This is a genomic window from Ilumatobacter nonamiensis YM16-303, assembly GCF_000350145.1.
Lineage (GTDB): Bacteria > Actinomycetota > Acidimicrobiia > Acidimicrobiales > Ilumatobacteraceae > Ilumatobacter_A > Ilumatobacter_A nonamiensis.
Window position 1 is genome coordinate 1 of sequence record NZ_BAOL01000013.1, and the last position, 20501, is coordinate 20501.

Sequence of the window (20501 nt, forward strand, 5' to 3'; positions counted from 1 at the left end):
CGTGCCATCGGGTGTCAGACACCCGATGGCACACGGGTGGCGCGCACCGAGGCCGAGACGACCAGCCAGGTCGACACCGGGCTCGTTCCCGACTCCCATGCTGCCGATCCCGGCGGCACGCATCTGCTCGTCCTCGCGGACGGGCCGGGTGGTTATGCACGGCTCGCCCGGGTGCTCAGTCAGGGACACCTCGCGGGGGAGAAGGGTGCGCCACGGTTCGCGTTCGACGATCTCGCCGATGGGCTCGCCGGCCACTGCTGGGTCTTCACCGGTTGCCGCAAGGGTGCAGTTCCCGCTGCGTTGGCCGACGACGGTCCCGAGGCGGCGCAACGCGAGCTCGAGCGACTGGTCGACGCATTCGGTCGGGACCGGGTGCTCGTGGAGTTGTGGGACCATGGCGAGCCGACCGACACGGCACGCAACGATGCGCTGTACGCGTTGGCGCGGACGGTCGGCGTCGGCTGCGTGGCGACGAACAACGTCCACTACGCCACTCCACCGCAGCGACGGTTGGCGACTGCGCTCGCCGCGGTGCGTGCCCGACGCAGTCTCGAGGACATCGATGCCTGGTTGCCGTCCGGTGCCGGGGCGCACCTGCGATCGGGTGCCGAACAGGCGCACCGCTTCCGTCGATACCCGGGAGCGGTCGAGACCACCGTCGAGATCGCCAGGGCAGCGGCGTTCGACCTGGCCCTCGTCGCTCCGAACCTGCCGCCGTTTCCCTGCCCTGAGCGTGCCGACGGGACGCCGATGTCGGAGATGGAGTACCTGCGTCAGATCGTGGCCGACGGCGCCGGTCGTCGTTACGGGGACCGACCACATCACGACGAGGATCTGTCGCTCCGGGCGCGGGCATGGAAGACGATCGACCACGAACTCGCGCTGATCGAACAACTCGACTTCGCCGGCTACTTCTTGATCGTGTGGGACCTGGTCGAGTTCTGTCGGCGTTCGAACATCTATTGCCAGGGACGGGGGAGCGCGGCGAACTCGGCGGTCTGCTACGCGATCGGGGTCACCGCCGCCGACGCGGTGTCGCTCGGTCTGCTGTTCGAACGATTCCTGTCTCCCGAGCGCGACGGTCCGCCCGACATCGACATCGACATCGAGTCGGACCGGCGTGAGGAGGTGATCCAGTACGTGTACGAGACGTACGGGCGCCATCACACCGCGCAGGTGGCGAACGTGATCACCTATCGCTCGCGGTCGTCGATCCGGGACATGGCCAAGGCGCTCGGCTACGAGCCGGGTCAGCAGGATGCGTGGTCGAAGGAGGTCGACGCGTGGGGGAACGTCTCCGCGACCGCGGCGCAGTCCGACTGTTCGATTCCGGGTCCGGTGCTCGACCTCGCCGCGCAGGTCGAGGACGCGCCACGTCACCTCGGAATCCACTCGGGCGGGATGGTCATCTGCGACCGCCCGGTGATCGAGGTGTGTCCGGTCGAGTGGGGACGGATGGAGAAGCGCTCGGTGCTCCAGTGGGACAAGGACGACTGCGCCGCGACCGGCCTGGTGAAGTTCGATCTGCTCGGCCTGGGGATGCTCTCCGCGCTGCACTACGCGGTCGACTTCGTGCGCGAACACCGCGGTTACGAGATCGACCTCGCCACGATCCCCCAGGACGACGACGTGTACTCGATGCTGTGTCGCGCCGACACGGTGGGCGTGTTCCAGATCGAGTCGCGGGCGCAGATGGCCACGCTGCCACGGCTCAAGCCGCGCAAGTTCTACGACCTCGTCGTCGAGGTGGCATTGATCCGGCCGGGTCCGATCCAGGGAGGATCGGTGCACCCATACATCCGGCGGCGCAACGGGCAGGAGCCGATCACCTACCTCCACCCGCTGCTCGAGAACTCACTCGCCAAGACACTCGGCGTCCCGCTGTTCCAAGAGCAGATGATGCAGATGGCGATCGACGTCGCGAGCTTCACCCCGGCCGAGGCCGATGAGCTGCGTCAGGCGATGGGGTCGAAACGATCGGCGCGGCGAATGGAGGCACTGAAGGCTCGGCTGTACGAGGGCATGAAGAGCAACGGGATCACCGGCGACGTCGCCGACGAGTTGTACGTGAAGCTGAAGGCGTTCGCGAACTACGGCTTCCCCGAGTCGCACTCGGTGTCGTTCGCCTACCTCGTCTACGCATCGAGTTGGATCAAGCACTACGAACCGGCCGCGTTCTGTGCGGCGTTGCTCAACGCGCAACCGATGGGGTTCTGGTCGCCGCACACGTTGGTGCAGGACGCACGCCGACACGGGGTGACCGTCCACACTCCCGACCTGAACGCGTCGATGGCAGGCGCGTCACTCGAGGAGTGCGACGGTTCGCTGGGCTCGACGGCACGACCGATCTCCCACGGCTTCGCCACCACGACGGAGGAGACGCTCGACGCATCGCTGAAGGCCGGCCTCGCGGTCCGACTCGGGCTGGGGTCGGTCCGGTCGATCGGATCGGAACTCGCCGACGAGATCGAAGCCGAGCGGGTCCGTGGTGGTCCCTATGTGGACACCGAGGATCTCGTGCGTCGGGTGCCGTCGTTGACACTCGGCAATCTCGAAGCGCTGTCGACCGCCGGGGTGTTCGAGGAGTGTTTCGGGTTGGATCGGCGCGAGTCCTTGTGGACAGTGGGTGCCACGGTGCAGGCGCGACCTGGCCGATTGGAAGGTGTTGTCACGGGGGCGGTGGCGCCGCGGCTTCCAGGCATGACCCCGGTCGAGGTCGCGGTGGCCGACCTGTGGGCGACCGGTGTGTCACCCGAGGGTCACCCGACGATCTTCGTGCGCACGCAGATGAACGAGTTGGGTGTGCTCACCTCGAAGGACCTCGGGGAAGCGACGCCGACGTCGACGGTGCGGGTGGCCGGGGTCGTCACCCATCGTCAGCGCCCGATGACGGCGCAGGGGACGACGTTCCTGAACCTCGAGGACGAGTTCGGTCTGATCAACGTCGTGGTGTCGAAAGGCTGTTGGGAACGATTCCGCAAGGTCGCCCGCGGGGCTCCGGCGATGATCGTGCGTGGCCGCCTCGAACGGGCGGAAGGCGTGATCAACATCGTTGCCGACCACCTCGCCCCGCTCCCCATGCCCGGCAAGACGACCAGCCGCGACTTCCGCTGAGGTGTCGACCGGGGTCAGACGCCAGCGGACACCGAGATGACGACCAGGTCGGTGGGGTCCTGGAACTCGCGGGGGAGGAGGGGCGTGACCTCGCGCCGTTGTCCGACGACTTGAACGAGGACCGGGCCGTCGGGGGTCTGGATCACGCCCTTGGCCCGTGCGATGTGTCCACCGATGTGTCGTGGCAGGGAATCGAGCAGTGCCTCGATGCCGGCGCGATCGAGCGGTCCGTCGACCGGGACGGAGTTCACCTCGTGGAGGTCGAAGAGCGTCGGCCCCGGGACGCGTGCGGCATCACCCGACCGGTGACCGCCGAGCGCGAGGAATCGGCCCAACGCTCCCGCTTCGCGCCGGCCGCGTCCACCATCGACGATCGGCGCCGTCGGAGCGATGTCGCCGAGCCGTGCTCGAGCCGCCTCGATCGCCGCCGCATCGGCGAGATCGGTCTTCGTCAGTACCACCAGGTCGGCCTCGGCCAACTGCCGCTCGAGGTGGATGCGGATCCACTCGGGCATCGTCGCGTCGAGGAGTTGGTCGACCGCAGCCACCACGACGACCCCGTCGAGGAGGAACCCGGCCGACGAACCCCACGGTACGACGTTGGCCGGCTCGGCAACCCCGCTCAGCTCGACGATGACGTGGTCGGGTGGCTCGGGACGCGCCCGAATCTGGTCGAACGCGGCTCCGAATCCGTCGACCGCCGAACAACACACGCATCCGTCGGTCAGTTCGAGCGTGTCGCCGTGGCGCCGCTTCACGAGCGCGGCGTCGACATTGATCGCTCCGACATCGTTCACGATCACCGCAATCGGCCGGTCCGTCTCGTGGAGGATCTCGTTGATCGCGGTCGTCTTCCCGGCACCGAGATACCCGCCGACGAACGTGATCGGGACCCGGCGACCGTCCCACGGCAAGAACTCCGGCTCCTGGTAGGCCATGCCTATCGCACCGGGTCGGGGACCATCGAGAGGTGCAGGGCGCCGTCGTCGTCCGCGGGCCAGGGATTCGCGAGTGCGACCTCTTCGTTCAGTTCGACACCGAGGCCTGGTTCGGTCGACGGGATCACGTACCCCTCCTCCCAGACGATCGGCGAGTTCAACAGTTCCGCGTGGAAGCCGCCCCATTCGCGAATGCCTTCGATGATGAGCAGGTTCGGCAGGGTCGCCGCGAGCTGGATGTTCGCCGCTCCGAGAATCGGGCCCGAGTAGAGATGGGGTGCGATCTGACAGCCGTTGGCTTCGGCGATCGCGGCGATCTTCTTGCCGGCGAGAATCCCACCGCAACGCCCGAGGTTCGGCTGCCAGATCGACGCGGCCTGATGGCGACCGAGCGCGGCGAACTCGGACACGGTGGTCAGTCGCTCACCCGTGGCGATCGGGATCGTCGTCTGGGACGCAACCCGTGCCATCTCGTGCGGGAGGTCGGCGGCGCACGGCTCCTCGAACCACAACGGGTCGAAGGGTTCGAGCTGGTCGGCGAGTCGGATCGCCCCGGCGGCCGTGAACTGGCCGTGCGTGCCGAAGAGCAGGTCAGCTCCGGGGCCGACCGCGTCGCGCAGCGTGGAGATCATCCGCACCGACGAATCGATGTCGGCCAGGCTCGGCATGTGTCCGTCGAACGCGGTGTACGGGCCGGCCGGATCGAACTTCAGTGCCGTGAACCCCCGTTCGACCTCGTTCACCGCGCGGGCGGCTGCGTGGTCGGGGTTCGTGTAGACGTCGCGGAACCCCGCACTCGGATACAGGTAAGTGTACGTGCGGAGCCGCTCGTGGACGCGCCCACCGAGCAGGTCGTAGACGGGCTTGCCGGCGCCCTTGCCGACGATGTCCCAGCACGCCATCTCCAGCCCGCTCATGATGCCGACGAGAGTCGGATCGGGGCGAAGTGCATACCCGCTCGAGTAGATCCTGCGCCACATCAGCTCGATCCGGTTGGGATCCTGGTCGATCACCCAGCGGGCGGCGACGTCGTCGACCATCGACGCGATCGTGTGTGGCCCGAAGGTCGCGGCGTAGATCTCGCCGTAGCCGACGATGCCGGTATCGGTGGTCACCTTGACCACGATGAAGTACTTCCCACCGAAACCGGGGGGCGGGTTCTTGATGACGAACGTGGTGACGTCGGAGATCTTCACATCGTCGAGCCTGCCACAGCCACGGCGATTTCGGGCGAACGCTCCGAGGTGCGACGCTGTCGCCGTGACCGCCAACGAGAACCGCCGCTTCGACCTGCTGGACTTGGAGTCGACGGAGGACGAGCATCGGTACCGGCTCGCCGTGCGGGCCGATCTGGCGACACCGTTCGGGTTCCTCTACGGCGGTTCCGGAATCGCCGCGGCGGCCGAGGCTGCGGAACGGGCGACCGGACGGCCGTTGCAGTGGATCACGACCCAGTTCATCGGCTCACCGGCACCGGGTTCGGTCATCGATCTCCAGGTGACGATTCCCGCGAACGGGCGCGCGACCACGCAATCGCAGGTCGTCGCGACGATCGACGGGGACCTGGTCTTCACGGCTCTGTGCGCACACACCATTCGCGAGAGCGGCGACGGAGAGCAGTTCGTGGTCATGCCGAAGGTGGCGTCGCCCGACGAGTGTTCGACGATGCACGCGCCGTTCGAGATCGATGTGTCGGACTCGTTCTTCCGGACGATGGAACGCCGCCTGGGGTCTGGCAGCTTCGGGATGGAAGCGGTCGGGCAGCCTCAGCACGGTGGGTTGTCGATGTGGTGTCGGATCGTGGACGACGTGATCGGCAGTCCGGCCACGCAGGCGTACGTGGCCGACATCATCCCGATGGGGATCGGCGCGGCGCTCGGTGCGATGCCGGGGGCGACGAGTGTCGACAACACGCTGCGGGTGATCGATCCTGAGCCGAGCGAATGGGTGCTGCTCGAACTCATCCCCGAGGGCTTCCACCGGTCGCTCGGCCACGGATCGTTGCGGGTGTGGAGCGAGGACGGACGACTGATGGCGACCGCGCAGCAGACGTGCATCGTGCGCACGAGTCACCACCATGGCGGCTGACGTCGCTCGCACCTGCTTTCACGTCGCGGATCTCGTCGCTTACCGGGCAGAGTCGCGACGAGAACAGCTGGTCATCGGTCGCGGCGGTGTTGCCGGAGTCCTTCGACGGCGAGGAGCAGACCGACAGCGGGGATGATCGCGGAGATCCAGAGGGCGGCGCGATAGCCGCCGGTCAGCGAGTGCACGAGGGCGAAGAGTGCCGGCCCGATCGCACTGCCGATCACCATCGCACTCATCTGCGCCCCGGAGATCGCGCCGAGATGCCGACGGCCGAACACCTTCGGGATCGCGGCCGACGTCAGCGCGGAGAAGCACCCCTGCGCCGCACCCCAGGTGATGACGGCGATCGCCGCACCCCACGCGGTGTCGAGCAGGCCGACCATCGGATACATCACGATCTGCGCGATGGCCATCGCCGCCGCAATGGTGAGCGGGGTCGCCCGGTCGATCAACCAACCCGTCCCCAGGGTGATCGGCACGCTCACGAATGCGATCGGTACGAAGATGCGGACGATCTCGTCGTCGGTCATCCCGAGTTCGGAGCCGAGGTCGACGATGTGGAAGGTGATCGCCGTGCCCGTCGACGAGAGCGCAGCGACCGGGATCGTCAACGCCCAGAAACGCACGTCGCGCAGCGCTTCGGAGCGGGTCGCGTCGGCGTCGGTCCCGATGATCGGCGCCGGGCGATTCGCGAGTTCGTCGGAACCGTCCTCGTCGGGAATCGCCGTCCGACCCCTCCCGTCGATCTCCATGCCCGCCGCCTCGGGGCTGACCCGATAGAGCACGACGACGACCGAGCCGACCACGACCACGAGCACCACGGCCATGATCCGCCACGCAGTGCGGAAGCCGTCGATGTCGATCAGCGCGAGGAACAGTGCGGGGGCGGCGGCGAACGAGAAGCTGACGAATGCGCTCGACAGGGCGGTGACGAGTCCGCGTCGCCGGTCGAACCACTGAGCGATCATCGTCCGGGACGCCAACGTGAGGAGCCCCTGTCCGCTGAAGCGCAGGCACCCGAAGCCGATCGACATCACCACGACACCGAGCCCGGTGCTCATCGGTCCGACCACGCTCAAGCCGAGCACCGTGGACGCCAGGCCGAGCGTTGCGCCCAGCGCCACCACCCGTGACCCGTATCGGTCGATCGCGCGGCCTCCCGCTCCGAGCAGCAGACCGCTGGACCCGGTCCCGACCAGATACGCGATCGCGAGTTGGAGCCGGGTGAGGCCGGTGGTCGTGATCAGATCGTCGGTGAACACGCTGACGCCCGCGGTCTGTCCCGGAACCGATGCGATCGCACCGAGCGTTCCCGCGACGACGATGACCCAGCCGTAGTAGAACGGCACGCGCCGCGGGTCGAACGGGCGTGATCCGAGCGCGGTCGACTTCGGAGCTCGCGTTCCCTCCATCACCGACGTCGGCCTGGACGCGTCGGTGGCTTCGGTGCTCATCGGTTGCGGAGGTTACGAGCACGTCGCCTCCCCGACCCGCTCGCACCGGTCACACCACGGGTCTCGTTCCGGACGCGCGGAACCGGCGGCGACTGCCGCGCACCGCGTGGGCCGGACGGCGGCGGTCAGACTCCGGTGTCGATCGGGGAGGACGGGACGCCCTCGCGCTCGAGATGATCGAGCAGTTCTCCGAGCCGACCGGGAGCGAAGATCGTGCCGGCGGCGGTTGCGGCGTCGATTTCGGCGAACGTCCACCATCGCAGTTCGTGGAGCCGCTCGTCGCGCAGTTGGTCCCAGGACAGCGCAGGCGTCGGCGTGAACCGAGCGGGGACCGGGACGTGGTGGTACTGATCGCGTTGTCCGTCCCAGTTGCCATCGATGAACTGGACGATCTGCTGTCGCGTCCAGATGTGCGGGCCGATCTCGGCCCCGACCAATCCCACCTCCTCGTGGAGCTCCCGATGGAGCGCGGTCGGATGGTCCTCACCCGGGTCGAGGCCGCCTCCCGGAAGCGCCCAGACCGTCGCCGTCGGAAATTCGAACCGGACGAGCAGGATCGAGAGGTCGGGCGTGGTGAGGACGGCTCGGACCGCCTGGCGGATCCGCAGGCTTGGCATCGGCGTGCAGCGGGTGGGTGGGCGAACGATGCGTCAGTCGACCGGGGTGTCCCGGTTCACGTTGTCGCTGAACGACTTGTACATCTCGTAGATGTCCTTGCACTGCTGACAGACGGGGAGCTGTTTCGGGTCCTTCGACGGCACCCACACGAACCCGCACAACGCCTCGATCGGGGTGCCCATGATGCGCGCTTCGAGCACGATGGCGGCACCGTTCTCGCCGGGACCCGCCTTGACGATGTGGGCCGACGTCGGTTCACCCGTCTCGGTCTCCGCGTCGGTGATCGTGTCGAGATCGACCTGTGGCATCGTCTGGAGATCGCTCATGACCCCATTGTGTCAGCCGTCCAGGGGGATCGGGGAATGGCGCGGAAGATCATGAACAGTGACGAACATCGAGGCACACCTGTCAAACCGGGCGCAGGTGGGGTACGGTCAATGGCGTGTTGATCACGATCATCGTCGCTGTGGGGGCCGCTGCTGCGGTCGTCGGCGGCATCATCGCTGGTCAGCGCGAGCCGGAGCCGGCCTTGATTCCGATTCCGGTCAAGCCCCGCCGCTCCGCCGACGACTGACTCGTCGGGCCCGCTGAACCTGCACATCGGTGACCGGCACCGACGCGCCTCTCGTGTCGACGTCGAAAACGCAGAACGGCCGGCGAGCCGCACCCCGTGGGGCGGGCCCGCCGACCGTTTCAGCAGTCAGTCGGTTTCGATGGCGGTGATCAGCCCTCGTAGGAGCCGGTCTCGCCCTCGAGATCGATGATGTCACTGAGGCTGTTGAACGTGAGTGTTCCGTCCTCCACCACGACCTCCTGAACCTCTGCGGCTTCGGAGATGTAGGCGTCGTTGACACCGTCGGTTCCCTGGACTCCACCGAGCAGGCCCGGGTTCTCGAAGTTCATGTTCCACACGGCAGACATCAGGTTGACCCGGTTGAGGCCACCCGGCATCTCGGATGCGTTGCGCACCACTTCTTCGACCATGAGGCCGTAGAGCACGCCCGTCGAGTACGAGCCGTCCTCGCACGTGACGCCGTCGCCGTACTCGTCGAGCACGGAGCGGGCGAGCTGGACGAACTCGCTGTCCTCGAACGTCGGGTCGCCGCAGGTGATGTTGCCGTTCGTGAGCCTCACGCCCGCACCATCGTCCGCCAACAGCGCAGCCTGGTCCTGGACCGGGCTGAAGAAGCTCGCGAGGTTGTTGCAGGTGTAGGACATGTAGTACAGCGGACGCCATTCGCTGGCGGCGACCGATCCGACCGTCTGCGGGCAGAAGGCGGCGGTGGTTCCGGCGACGAACACGTCGGCGTCGCTCGCGATGATCGTCGTCATCTCGTTGGACACGTCCGGTGCTGCCGGATCGTGCAACTGCACTTCCGAGAGCGTGATCTGACCATCGGCTTCGCACTGTTCGAGTGCACCTTGGTAGGTCGTGCCGAAGTCGTTGTTCATGATCAGTGCGGACACCGATGCACCCTCACCGAGTTCGTCGACGATGTTCTGGCACCAGAACTGCGTCTCGGTCTCGTAGTTGAGGATGTTGCCGATCGTCCACGGGAAGTTCGCCGGATCGCCCCACAACGGGAAGCCCGTCGAGTTGAACAGCTGTGGCACGCACGCTTCTGCGGTGATGTCGCGGGCGGCCAGGTTGTTGGGCGTGCCGATGATGTGGGCGAAGCCGAAGATGTCGTCGGTGTCGATCATCTCCTCGACGTTGGCGACCGTGCGGCCCGCCTCGTAGGCGTCGTCCTTGGTGACGAGCACCAGGTCCTTGTCCTCGATCGGATCGTTGTCGTTGACGTAGTCGAAGTACGCCGACATGCCTTCGCCGATGGCTCCGAAGGCGGCCAGCTGGCCGGACTGCGGGAGCGACTGACCGATGCGGATCTCGTCGCCGTCCACGCCCTGCTGCGGGTTCCAGTCGTCGGGGCACTCGTCGAGGTTGAGGGTCGTACCGGCTGCGATTTCGACCTCGCCCTCGAGGGCGAGCTCCTCACCGCTGCCAGCGGCTTCTTCCTCGTCGCCTGCCTCGGTGCCCTCGGTGGACTCTTCTTCCATTGCCTCGGTGTCGTCGGTGGCTTCCTCGTCGGCCGCCTCTGTTTCCTCGGTTGCTTCTTCCTCGGCGGCGTCGGAGCCTGCCGGTGCTTCCGTGGTGTCGCCCTCGTCGCCGCCGTCGTCATCGCTGCCGCAGGCTGCGATGAGCAGACCTGCCGCAAGGATGCCCGCGATCGCGCGCTTCTTCGTGCGTGGTGTTCGCATGTTCTCCCCTATTGATTCCCATGCAGCCACCGGTTGTGACCACAGGCACACATTAGTCCGCGGTACCGGCGCCGCGCGAATCCTCACGACTGCCGTCCCTCCGCGATGCTGAGGGACAGCAGGAGCCGTCGTCGACCTCGGTCAGTCCTTCGGTTCGTCGGTCAACGGATCGTTCGCGGCGACGCCGGCCGTGATCTCGTCGGCCTCGTGGCGCAGTTCTGCGTCCGCTCCGTCCGGGGGCGTCGGGACCCTGGCCCCCTTGGGGGGTTGGGGAACGATCTGGAGGATGCGCCCCTTGATCCGTCGCATTCCGGCGACGACACCGCCGGGCAGTACGAAGGTGAGCAGGATGAGCAGCGCACCGAGGATGAACACGCCGGTCGGACCCTGCAGCCAGCGTTCGGGGATCCCGGGGAACGATTCGGTCGACGCCGACCAGTCGGGAATGAAGGCGATCACGATTCCGCCGACGACGGCTCCGGAGAGCGTGCCGACACCTCCGACCACCAAGCCGACGATGAAGTTGATCGCCAACAGCTGCGTGAAGTCGAGCGGCGAGGCGATGCCGAGTTCGGCGACGTAGACGACACCGCCGACACCACCGAGCGCCGATGCGAGGCCGAACGACAACGTCTTGTCCTTCGCCAGGTTGACGCCGGACACCGCGGCGCTCGTCTCGTTGTCGCGGATCGCTCGCAGGGCCCGACCGGAGCGGCTCTTGATCAGGTTCGAGACGAGCCAGATGCAGATGGCCAGCAGGACCGTGAACAGGAAGAACTTCCAGATGCGCTCGGACTCGCTGCTGCTGAGATCGCCCTCTCCGAAGTACTGGCCGAAGAACGGGATGTTCTGGAAGATCGAGGAGATGCCGTCGAGTGGCAACCAGCTCGGCGGTACGAGATCGGAGCTGACCGTCTTGCCCGATGCGCCACCCGTGTACTCGTCGAGCGCGTCGAGTTGCACGATCGACGGGAACGTCGCCGCCAACCCCAACGTCACCAGCGCCAGATACAGACCCTTGATCCGCAGCGCCGGCAACCCGAAGATCGCTCCGATGATGAAGCACACCGGAACGACGACCAGGAGCGAGAGCACCCACGGCCAATTGTGGTCGGCGACCATGTAGGCGCCGAGATACGCGCCGGTGCCGAAGAAGAAGCTCTGGCCGAGGACCAACTGGCCCGTGTAACCGACCACCACCTGCAGGCCGAGAATCGCGATCATGAACGCGATCGCCTTCGACGCTCTCGGCAGGCTGAGCGCGTAGCCGTTGCCGAAGATCTCGATCTGGGCGGTGTCGGCGTACGCAAAGGTGAACAGCACCAGCGCGATGACGAACAGCGTCCAGCCGACGATCTTGTAGGTACGGGCCTCGCGTGAGTTCGCGGACCAAATGAATCGTGCAGACATCGTGGACCCCCTAGACCCGTTCCACTCTCGCCGTACCGAACAATCCGGACGGCCGGAACAGCAACACCAGCATGAGGACGATGACCGCGGTGGCGAGGCTCATCTCGTTCGGGATGAACCCCACGTACGGAACGATGATGCTCTGCACCATGCCGATGACCAGTCCACCGATGACGGCTCCCCAGAGGCTGTCGAGTCCGCCGATCGCGGCGGCAGAGGCGGCGAAGATCAGGACACGCACCATGACGGAGGGCTCGAGCTGGCGGATCGGATCGGCGACGAAGACGCAGGCTCCGAGGGTTCCGACGGCGGCGGCGAGCGCCCAGCCGAACTGAAGGGTCGGCCCGACGCGGATCCCGGCGAGCTCGCTCGACTCGATGTTCGACGACACCGCGCGGAAAGCGAGGCCGATCTTGGTGGTGTTCAGCAGGAGCGTGACGAGCCCGGCGACGATGAGCACGGTTGCGACGACGCCCACCGTGTACCAGGTGAGTGTGGCATTGCCGATGGTGAGCGCAGTACCTGCGGGGTACATCCGCGGGAAGGCCCGCGGATCGAACCGCCAGATGATGCCGGCGAGCGCGGTGATCGACAGGAACAAGCCCAATGTGACGATCACCAGTGGGAGGTGGTCGTACGGATCGAAGGGTCTGATCAGCACCCGCTCGATGCCGGCTGCTGCGACAGCGCTGAAGACCATGCCGAGGATCACCGCGACCCAGATCGGCAGTCCCTGTTCGGTCGCGAGCACCAAGACGACGAAGGCGCCGAACATGGCCATTTCGCCCTGGGCGAAGTTGATCAGCGTGGTCGCCTTGTAGATGATCACCAACGCCAGCGCGATCAGGGCGTAGGTGGACCCGTTGGAGAGCCCGTCGAAGAGTCGTGCGAGAAAGAGATCCATGTCAGACTCCCAGGTAGGCCTTGCGGATGGCGTCGTCGTGCATGAGTTCGTGAGCGTTGCCTTGGATCGAAATGGTTCCCGACTCGATCACGTACCCGCGGTCGGCGATGCTGAGCGCCAGCTGGGCGTTCTGCTCGACCACCAGCATCGTCGTGCCGGTTTCCTGGTTGATCCGGCGGAAGCGCTCGAAGAGGTCTTGCACGATGAGCGGGGCGAGTCCGAGCGACGGCTCGTCGAGCAGGAGCAGTTTGGGACGTGACATGAGCGCGCGGGCGACCGCCAGCATCTGCTGCTCGCCTCCCGACAGGCTTCCCGCCCGCTGGTGTCGACGCTCCTTCAACACCGGGTAGACGTCGTACCACCGGTCGATGTCCGCGCGGACCTCTTTGTCCTTCCGGATGTAGGCACCGACGTGCAGGTTGTCCTCGACCGACAACTCGGGAAGCGTGCCACGTCCCTGTGGAACGTGGGCGACACCCATGCGCACGATGTCCGCGGTCTTCTTGCTGATCAGATCCTCGTCACCGAACATGACGCTGCCGGTGGCATCGAGCTTGCCGGACAACGCTCTGAGGGTGGTGGTCTTGCCCGCACCGTTGGCGCCGAGGATGACCACGACCTCTCCCTCGGCAACGTGGAAGTCGAGACCGTGCAGCACCCGAATCGGTCCGTACCCGCCGTGCAGGTCCTTCACGTCGAGGAGCGTGTCGCCGATGGTCTTCGCCCTCGGACTGTCGGTGGCGACGGCGTCCGATCCGATGTCGTTCGCGGATTCGCTCATGCTGGTGCTCCCAGGTAGGCCTCGATGACCGCCGGATCTTCCTGGACGACGGAGGGCAGGCCCTCCGCGATCTTGCGTCCGAAGTCGAGGACGACGAGATGCTCGCTGAGCTTCATCACCATCCCCATGTGGTGTTCGACGAGGAGGATGGTGAGGTCGTAGCGGTCGCGCAGGTCGTGGATCAGTTCCGCGAGCACGTCGACTTCGCTGTGCGTGAGGCCCGTGGCCGGCTCGTCGAGCATCAGCAGCTTGGGTTCGCCCATCAGCGCGCGAGCGAGCTCGACCCGCTTCAACGTGCCGTACGGCAGGCCGGCGCAGGGTGCGTAGGCCTCGGAGGCGAGACCGATGTCGGCGAGGATCTCGTACGCCCGGAGTTCCAGCTGCTTCTCCTCGCGCTTGCGGCCGAGGTCGAACATCGCCGTGAACATGTTCTGTTTCGCCGCCGTGTGTGCGCCGGCCATCACGTTCTCGATCACCGTCATGCGGGGCCACAGCGCGAGGTTCTGGAACGTCCGGAAGATGCCGAGGCGACTGATCTCGTGCGGCGCGTGCTGGAGCAGGTCGTCGCCGTCGAAGCGCAATTGGCCCTGCGTCGGGTCGTAGATGCGGCTGACGACGTTGAACAGCGTGGTCTTGCCCGCACCGTTCGGGCCGATCAAGCCGCAGATCTGGCCCTTTTCGATCTCGAACGACAGTTCGCTGAGCGCAACGATGCCGCCGAAGCGCACCGAAACGTCCTGTACTTCCAGTAGTGCCATCGTTTCTCCCCCATCGACGTCTTCGACCGAGGTGAACGTAGCAGGTGGTGACCCACGTCACCTACTTCCCGTCCGGCCGTGCCGAGTCCAGCGGTTCAGGAGGTGAGGGAATCGATCTCTCGGGCGAGGTTCGCGCGGGCTGATGATTCCCAACGCTCGCGGCCCGTTGCGGTCGCGTAGATCGATGCACGTTCGAGAAACGCCTCGAGGACGCGCCGCCGACCGACCTTCCAGGCGTCGTCGTCGACCTCGCGGTACTCTGCGCGCACTGCTTCGACGTAGCCGTCGTACTCGGTCGGGGTCGCTCCGAGCACGGACAGATCGGCGTCGAAGAGGACGGCATGGTCGGTGTCGGGAGGGGACCGGTGATCGCGGGTTGCCTCGATCAATGCGGCGACATGTGCGGTCCGCTCGTCGGCCCAGCCGAGCGAAGCGAGGTCTCGGCGAGCGAGGCGAGCGCTGGCGTGCTCGTTCGCCGGAGACGTCGGCTCGTACACCGCGTCGTGGTAGAACGCGGCGGCGATCGTGGCGTCGAGGTCGAGCGTCGGCTCGACGGTGGCGAGGTCGTCGACCCAGCCGACCACGGCCGCGACATGGGCCACGGTGTGGTAGCGGCGGTGTTTCTCGCGGTGGCGGGCGACGAGGCGATCGAGCAGCGTGGTGTCGTCGGAAACGTGTCGTCGCCAGCGGACGGGGAGCCGTGAGGTCGGCGTGTCATCGACGGGGTCGAGCGGAGAGGACACCTCCCGAGTGTTGCACGGCGTGGCATGCTCGGCTCGTGGCGATCCTCATCGACGAAGCACGGTGGTGGTTCCAAGGGCGCAAGTGGTGCCACATGGTCAGCGATGCGTCGTATGACGAGTTGATCGAGTTCGCCGACGGTGTCGGCATCCCGCGGCGGGGCTTCCAGGGCGACCACTACGACATCCCCGAGGAGTACCGCGGCGACATGATCGCGGCCGGCGCAGTGGTGGTCGAGAGCCGCGAACTCGTCCGGCGGTTGCGCGGCGCCGGCCTCCGGCTCAGCCCCGAACAGCGTCGGGCGCGATCGGGCTGATCGCGTCACGCCGCCCACCGCGGCGGTTCGCCGATCAAGCTGCGCGGGGTGCTGACGGTCGGTCCGATCACGTACCACTCGACGAGTTCGACCCCCGCAGAGGCGATCTCGGCGTCGATGTCGAGCCACCGCTCGGCGTCGTCGAGGTCGAACGGGTCGTCGGCGCGCACCGAGGCGAGGACCACCGAGGAGAACCCCGCCCCGGACGCCGCCGCACCGGCGAACGCGGCGATGTCGAGGATCGCGTCGGGGTCGTCGGTTCCTGAGACGGTCATGATCGTCGACGCGCACCGATCGGCGTCGAGGAACACGATGAACGATTCCGGTCGGGGTGGGGTCGCCAGCACCGACGAGATGAGCAGGCGGGCGGCATGGTCGTCGACCGGGTCGACATGGGCGCGTGGAAGGCGGTGGGCGTCGCAGAAATTCACGGGTGGGTCCCCTTCGGGTGTCAGGCACGAGGCCGTGGGTGAGAAGGAGGGAGCCGGTTTGACCGAGACTACGCAGCGGGTGTCACAATTTGGTGTGGCCACCTCTCAACCTCCCTCCGATTTCCAGCCGACCGCCGACGAACTCGTCGAGCGGAACCAACGCTTCGCCGAGACCTTCGCCGACCAGGACCTGCAGGTCGGGCCGACTCGGCACATGGCGGTCGTGACCTGCATGGACTCGCGGATGGACATCTTCGCCATGCTCGGTCTCGGCCACGGTGAAGCGCACATCATCCGTAATGCAGGCGGAGTGATCACCGACGACGTGATCCGATCGTTGTGTCTCTCACAGCGCTACCTCGGCACCCGCGAGGTCGTCCTGGTGCACCACACCAACTGTGGGCTGCAGATGGTCACCGAGGATGGGCTGAAGGGCGAACTGGAAGCGGAACTGGGAATCAAGCCCTGGTGGGCGGTCGAGTCGTTCGAGGACCCATTCGTCGATGTTCTCCAGTCGATGCGGCGTCTGGAACTGACTCCGTTCGTGCCGTTCAAGGGTCACGTGCGGGGGTTCGTGTACGACGTCGGCACCGGTCTGCTCGAGGAAGTTCACCCGGCGGACGGCTGACACTCCGACCGATCAACCGATCGGTCGTTTCGAGCACGATGCGCATAGTGTCGAGACCATGGCTGACGCAACGATCTACCACAACCAGCATTGAAACTCGTCGACCAATGCCGTGCGCATTGCTGAGGAACTCGGGGTCGATGTCGACGTCGTGCTGTACATCAAGGAGCCGCCGGACGCGGAGACGCTGCGCGAAATCATCGCCAAGCTCGAGGATCCGCCGACCGATCTGGTTCGTCGCGACAGCAAGTTCAAGAAGCTCGAACTCACCGACGACGACGTCGAGACGGTCGACCAGATCGTCGACGTCCTCGTAAAGCACAAGCAGTTGTTGCAGCGTCCGCTCGTCGTCACCGCCGACCGAGCGATCATCGGCCGCCCCAAACAACGCGTCGCGGAACTTCTCGGCTGAACGCGGTGCCCGACCCGGACTCCTCACGGGCGAAGGCCGCCTCGACGTGGCCGTTGCTGTGGGAGACGCTGCGGGCACAACGCCGAAACCTGTTGATCGGCACGCTGATCGGGCTGGCCTGGTCGGTGGGCAAGATCGCTTCGCCGTTGCTCATCCGGTATGGCATCGACCGCGGGATCGACGAGGGCGAATGGCTGTGGCTGTGGGTCGCCCTGATCGCGATCGCCGGCATGGTCGCCGGTTTCTTCACGGCGCTCCGGAGATTCTTCGCGTTCCGTGAGGCCCGGTGGACCGAGGCGCGCCTGCGTGAGCGCCTGTTCAGCCACATCATGTCGCTGCACATCGGCTACCACGACCGCGCCCAGACCGGTCAGCTGATGAGCCGGTCGTCGAGCGACCTCAATCAGATCCAGATGTTCGTGGTGATGATCCCGATCACGCTGTCGAACCTCGCCATGGTCACTGCGGTGACGGTGATCCTGCTCGTCACCGACTGGGTGCTCGCACTCCTGGCGCTCGCTTCGCTCCCGTTGATCCAGGTCGCCGGGCGCCGATTCTCGAGGTCGATCCATCCCGCCGTACTCGCCGTGCAGGCGGAGCAGGCGGAGTTGGCGACGGTCGTCGAGGAATCGGTCGGCGGCGTGCGGGTGATCAAGGGATTCGGCGCCGAGGCGGTCCAGGCCGAGAAGCTCCGAACGGAAGCCGACGACATCCGTCGCGAGTCGATCGAGGCCGCACGGATCCGGGCCAAGTTTCTCCCGGCGATGGAGTTGCTGCCACAGGTCGGACTGATCGCCGTGCTGTGGTTCGGCGGCAATCAGGTCATCGACGGCGACATGACCCTCGGAACCCTGGTGCTGTTCAACGTGTTCGTCGCGCTGCTCGTGTTCCCGCTCCGGATGATCGGAATGACCCTCGCGTTCGCCCAACGCGCGGCGGTCGCCCTCGGCCGCGTGAACGAGGTGCTCGACATCTCGTCGCAGGTCCAGGACCCGGAACGGCCGGAGAGCCTTCCGACGGTGGAGGGCTCCGATCCGAATCGCGGGCTCGGTGCCGTCTCGTTCCGGGAGGTGTCGTTCGCCTACCCGGCCGACGTGCGTCCCGCCGAACCCGACAACGACGCCGGACCCGTGTTGGACGGCTTCGATCTCGTCTTGCGACCCGGCGAATCGGTCGCCATCGTCGGCGCGACAGGGTCGGGAAAATCCACGGTGGCTCGTCTGCTGGTCCGCTTCTACGACGCGGACTCCGGTTCGATCTCGATCGACGGCGTCGATGTGCGATCGCTCACCCTGCACGACCTGCGTCGAGCCGTGGGGATCGTGTTCGAGGACACCCTGCTCTTCCACGACACCGTGCGCGCGAACATCGCGTTCGCCGACCCGGACGCCGATCAGGAACGCGTCGAGCGGGCGGCCCGACTGGCCGGCGCTCACGACTTCGTGATGGGCCTCCCCGACGCGTACGACACGATGCTCGGCGAACGCGGCTTCTCGCTGTCGGGTGGACAGCGACAGCGCATTGCGATCGCCCGGGCGATCCTGGCCGACCCGCGCATCCTGGTGCTCGACGATGCCACGTCCGCGGTCGACCCGTCGAAGGAACACGAGATCCGCTCGGCGATGTCGACCGTGATGGACGGGCGGACGACGATCGTCATCGCGCATCGTCCCGGCACGATCGCCCTCGCCGACACCGTCGTCCTGCTCGACGGTGGGCGAGTGGTCGCCCGGGGTCCGCACGCCGACCTGCTCGTCGACGAACCGCGATATCGCGACGTGCTCGCCGCGATGGATGCCGATGCCGATGCCGAGGCGGACGAAGCGGGCGGCCGTACCGATCTCGGCTCTCCGGTGGGTGGTGACTGATGTTCCGCATGGGCGGGGTCACCGACGAGGACAAACTCGACAGCGAGACCACCAAACGCGTGCTTCGGCGGGCGGTTCGGATGGCCAAGCCGTTCCGCCGAACGATTGCCGCTGCGCTCGGTTTCGTCCTCGTCTCCACGCTCGGCCTGCTGATGGGGCCGATCATCGTCAAGTTCGCCATCGACAACGGCATCGACGACGGTGATCGTGACGTGCTGCGCAACGCGGTGATCGTGTACGTCGTCGTGGTCGCGATCGCCTACGCCGCCTCTCGCCAGCAGTACATCTTCGTCAACCGCGCGGGAGAAGGCTTCCTGCGCGCCCTGCGGGTCCGGACGTTCGACCACATCCAGAAACAGTCGCTCGGCTTCTTCGACCGGTACCAGTCCGGGGTGCTGATCTCCCGGATGACCGCCGACGTCGAGTCGATGGCGGAACTCGTGCAATGGGGCCTCCTGCAGTTCGTGGCGGCGCTGTTCCTCATCGTGATCGCGCTGATCCTGATGCTCACGCTGTCCTGGCAGCTCACGATCGCCGCGCTGCTGGTGATGCCGATCATCATCATCGCCTCACGGAAGTTCCAGCGCGACTCCAACCAGGCCTATCTCGAAGTGCGCGAACGGGTCGGCCAGAACCTGTCCGAGCTGCAGGAAGGCATCGCCGGCGTCCGAGTCGTGCAGGCATACGCCCAGGAAGGGGAGCAGACCCGACAGTTCGTGTCGTCGAACCGGTCGCTGTACCGGTCGCACGTTCACAGCATCCGCGTGTCGACCTGGTACTTCGGGCTCGTCGAGGCGCTCGGGGTGATCGCGAGTGGCCTCGCGATCGGCATCGGTGGATGGCTCGTCAACCGTGGCGACGTGACGATCGGAACGGTGATCGCGTTCGTCCTCCTCCTCGCCCAACTGTTCGAACCCGTGCAGCAGTTGTCACAGCTCTACAACACGGTCCAGTCGTCCGCTGCGGCTCTCGACAAGCTGTTCGGGATCCTCGACACCGAGCCCGACATCGAGGGAGGCGATCAGGCGCTTCCGGATCGGGGTGCTCTCGTGGTCGACGATGTCGGCTTCACGTACCCCGCGACGACGACGCCGGTGTTGCGCGACGTCTCGATCACCGTGGCCGACGGCGAGCGGCTCGCGCTCGTCGGACCGACCGGTGCGGGAAAGTCGACCGTGGCCAAACTGATGGCCCGTCTGTACGACCCCACGGTCGGAACCATCTCCTTCGGTGGCGTCGACCTGCGTGATGCGACGCTCGACTCGCTCCGCCACCGCGTCGTCGTCGTTCCCCAGGAGGGATTCCTGTTCGGCGGCTCGATCGCCGACAACGTACGCATCGCCCGTTCGGAGGCCACCGACGACGACCTTCGCCGCGCCCTCGACGCGATCGGAGCGCTGGAACGCTTCGAGACCTTCGAGGACGGCATCCACACCGAGGTCCGCGAGCGCGGCTCGCGACTGTCGGCGGGCGAACGCCAACTCGTGTCGCTGGCCCGAGCCGCGCTCGTCGATCCGGCCGTCCTGGTCCTCGACGAGGCGACGAGCAGCCTGGACCCCGGGACCGAGGTGATCGTCGAGCGCGCACTCGACCGGCTGATGGTCGGACGGACGACGGTCGTCGTCGCCCACCGTCTGTCGACGATCCAGAACGCCGATCGGATCGCGGTGATCGACGCGGGCCAACTCGCCGAGCTGGGAACCCACGATGAACTCGTCGACCTCGGCGGCCGCTACGCCGCGCTCGCCGACGCCTGGGCCCAGTCACTCCCCACCTGAGCC

The 20501-nt window shown here is 66.6% G+C and carries 20 protein-coding genes; 8 read left to right on the plus strand and 12 right to left on the minus strand.

Annotated elements, in window-relative coordinates:
- Positions 1-3114: error-prone DNA polymerase (locus tag ON45_RS02115; protein WP_051062302.1), on the plus strand; the 3114-nt coding region annotated here is incomplete at its 5' end.
- A 14-nt stretch (positions 3115-3128) separates the two neighbouring features.
- On the opposite strand, the gene ON45_RS20890 is transcribed toward ON45_RS02115, so the two are convergent.
- The gene (locus ON45_RS20890) at positions 3129-4052 is read right to left on the minus strand and encodes a CobW family GTP-binding protein (RefSeq protein WP_051062295.1); all 924 of its coding nucleotides are present in this window, start codon (positions 4050-4052) and stop codon (positions 3129-3131) included.
- 2 nt (positions 4053-4054) lie between these two features.
- The gene (locus ON45_RS02125; protein WP_040491516.1) at positions 4055-5248 is read right to left on the minus strand and encodes a mandelate racemase/muconate lactonizing enzyme family protein; all 1194 of its coding nucleotides are present in this window, start codon (positions 5246-5248) and stop codon (positions 4055-4057) included.
- 64 nt (positions 5249-5312) lie between these two features.
- Between ON45_RS02125 and ON45_RS02130 the strand changes: the two genes are divergently transcribed.
- Positions 5313-6140, plus strand: coding sequence for an acyl-CoA thioesterase (locus ON45_RS02130; protein WP_158412140.1), 828 nt, complete (start codon positions 5313-5315; stop codon positions 6138-6140).
- Between the two features lie 71 nt (positions 6141-6211).
- Here ON45_RS02130 and ON45_RS02135 read toward each other — a convergent pair whose 3' ends face one another.
- The 3 genes from ON45_RS02135 to ON45_RS02145 form a co-directional block, all read right to left on the minus strand.
- Complete coding sequence (locus ON45_RS02135; protein WP_051062297.1) at positions 6212-7594, minus strand: MFS transporter; 1383 nt, start codon at positions 7592-7594, stop codon at positions 6212-6214.
- A 125-nt stretch (positions 7595-7719) separates the two neighbouring features.
- On the minus strand, positions 7720-8211 hold the full coding sequence (locus ON45_RS02140) for an NUDIX domain-containing protein (protein ID WP_051062298.1): 492 nt from the start codon (positions 8209-8211) through the stop codon (positions 7720-7722).
- Positions 8212-8244: 33 nt separating this feature from the next.
- Complete coding sequence (locus ON45_RS02145) at positions 8245-8538, minus strand: DUF3039 domain-containing protein (protein ID WP_040491517.1); 294 nt, start codon at positions 8536-8538, stop codon at positions 8245-8247.
- 116 nt (positions 8539-8654) lie between these two features.
- Between ON45_RS02145 and ON45_RS23865 the strand changes: the two genes are divergently transcribed.
- A complete protein-coding gene (locus ON45_RS23865) occupies positions 8655-8786 on the plus strand; it encodes a hypothetical protein (RefSeq protein WP_277619155.1) in 132 nt (43 codons plus the stop codon).
- A gap of 149 nt (positions 8787-8935) precedes the next feature.
- Here ON45_RS23865 and ON45_RS02150 read toward each other — a convergent pair whose 3' ends face one another.
- The 6 genes from ON45_RS02150 to ON45_RS23735 all read right to left on the minus strand — a co-directional run bounded on the left by ON45_RS02150 (position 8936) and on the right by ON45_RS23735 (position 15067).
- Positions 8936-10471, minus strand: a complete 1536-nt coding sequence (locus ON45_RS02150; RefSeq protein ID WP_040491519.1) for an ABC transporter substrate-binding protein — start codon at positions 10469-10471, stop codon at positions 8936-8938.
- A gap of 141 nt (positions 10472-10612) precedes the next feature.
- Positions 10613-11881 (minus strand): branched-chain amino acid ABC transporter permease, encoded by a 1269-nt coding sequence (locus tag ON45_RS02155; RefSeq protein WP_040491520.1) that lies wholly within the window; start codon positions 11879-11881, stop codon positions 10613-10615.
- Positions 11882-11891: 10 nt separating this feature from the next.
- Positions 11892-12785, minus strand: coding sequence for a branched-chain amino acid ABC transporter permease (locus ON45_RS02160; protein ID WP_040491522.1), 894 nt, complete (start codon positions 12783-12785; stop codon positions 11892-11894).
- A 1-nt stretch (position 12786) separates the two neighbouring features.
- Positions 12787-13566, minus strand: coding sequence for an ABC transporter ATP-binding protein (locus tag ON45_RS02165; protein ID WP_083914099.1), 780 nt, complete (start codon positions 13564-13566; stop codon positions 12787-12789).
- Positions 13563-14324, minus strand: a complete 762-nt coding sequence (locus tag ON45_RS02170; RefSeq protein WP_040491523.1) for an ABC transporter ATP-binding protein — start codon at positions 14322-14324, stop codon at positions 13563-13565. Before ON45_RS02170 ends, ON45_RS02165 begins: the two co-directional genes overlap by 4 nt.
- 95 nt (positions 14325-14419) lie before the next feature.
- Positions 14420-15067, minus strand: a complete 648-nt coding sequence (locus ON45_RS23735; protein ID WP_051062299.1) for an HD domain-containing protein — start codon at positions 15065-15067, stop codon at positions 14420-14422.
- 35 nt (positions 15068-15102) lie between these two features.
- Here ON45_RS23735 and ON45_RS23740 point away from each other — a divergent pair, with 35 nt between their 5' ends.
- On the plus strand, positions 15103-15381 hold the full coding sequence (locus ON45_RS23740; RefSeq protein ID WP_040491525.1) for a DUF4031 domain-containing protein: 279 nt from the start codon (positions 15103-15105) through the stop codon (positions 15379-15381).
- Between the two features lie 5 nt (positions 15382-15386).
- Here ON45_RS23740 and ON45_RS23440 read toward each other — a convergent pair whose 3' ends face one another.
- Positions 15387-15812, minus strand: a complete 426-nt coding sequence (locus ON45_RS23440; protein ID WP_040491529.1) for a hypothetical protein — start codon at positions 15810-15812, stop codon at positions 15387-15389.
- Between the two features lie 94 nt (positions 15813-15906).
- On the opposite strand from ON45_RS23440, the gene ON45_RS02190 reads away from it, so the two are divergent.
- The 4 genes from ON45_RS02190 (at position 15907) to ON45_RS02205 (ending at position 20498) form a co-directional block, all read left to right on the plus strand.
- Positions 15907-16440 carry a beta-class carbonic anhydrase gene (locus tag ON45_RS02190; protein WP_040491530.1) on the plus strand — a complete coding sequence of 178 codons (534 nt, stop codon included), beginning with the start codon at positions 15907-15909 and terminating at the stop codon, positions 16438-16440.
- Positions 16441-16552: 112 nt separating this feature from the next.
- On the plus strand, positions 16553-16852 hold the full coding sequence (locus ON45_RS02195; RefSeq protein ID WP_040491531.1) for an arsenate reductase family protein: 300 nt from the start codon (positions 16553-16555) through the stop codon (positions 16850-16852).
- Between the two features lie 5 nt (positions 16853-16857).
- Complete coding sequence (locus ON45_RS02200) at positions 16858-18720, plus strand: ABC transporter ATP-binding protein (protein WP_051062300.1); 1863 nt, start codon at positions 16858-16860, stop codon at positions 18718-18720.
- A complete protein-coding gene (locus tag ON45_RS02205; RefSeq protein WP_040491533.1) occupies positions 18720-20498 on the plus strand; it encodes an ABC transporter ATP-binding protein in 1779 nt (592 codons plus the stop codon). The genes ON45_RS02200 and ON45_RS02205 overlap by 1 nt, the downstream gene beginning before the upstream one ends.
- Positions 20499-20501 lie beyond the last annotated feature (3 nt).

What these genes read in the sequence shown, in the direction of transcription:
- ON45_RS20890 (WP_051062295.1), bottom strand. Translation starts at nt 4,052, where the DNA reads ATGGCCTACCAGGAGCCGGAGTTCTTGCCGTGGGACGGTCGCCGGGTC.
- ON45_RS02135 (WP_051062297.1), bottom strand. Translation starts at nt 7,594, where the DNA reads ATGAGCACCGAAGCCACCGACGCGTCCAGGCCGACGTCGGTGATGGAG.
- ON45_RS02140 (WP_051062298.1), bottom strand. Translation starts at nt 8,211, where the DNA reads ATGCCAAGCCTGCGGATCCGCCAGGCGGTCCGAGCCGTCCTCACCACG.
- ON45_RS02145 (WP_040491517.1), bottom strand. Translation starts at nt 8,538, where the DNA reads ATGAGCGATCTCCAGACGATGCCACAGGTCGATCTCGACACGATCACC.
- ON45_RS02150 (WP_040491519.1), bottom strand. Translation starts at nt 10,471, where the DNA reads ATGCGAACACCACGCACGAAGAAGCGCGCGATCGCGGGCATCCTTGCG.
- ON45_RS02155 (WP_040491520.1), bottom strand. Translation starts at nt 11,881, where the DNA reads ATGTCTGCACGATTCATTTGGTCCGCGAACTCACGCGAGGCCCGTACC.
- ON45_RS02160 (WP_040491522.1), bottom strand. Translation starts at nt 12,785, where the DNA reads ATGGATCTCTTTCTCGCACGACTCTTCGACGGGCTCTCCAACGGGTCC.
- ON45_RS02165 (WP_083914099.1), bottom strand. Translation starts at nt 13,566, where the DNA reads ATGAGCGAATCCGCGAACGACATCGGATCGGACGCCGTCGCCACCGAC.
- ON45_RS02170 (WP_040491523.1), bottom strand. Translation starts at nt 14,324, where the DNA reads ATGGCACTACTGGAAGTACAGGACGTTTCGGTGCGCTTCGGCGGCATC.
- ON45_RS02205 (WP_040491533.1), top strand. Translation starts at nt 18,720, where the DNA reads ATGTTCCGCATGGGCGGGGTCACCGACGAGGACAAACTCGACAGCGAG.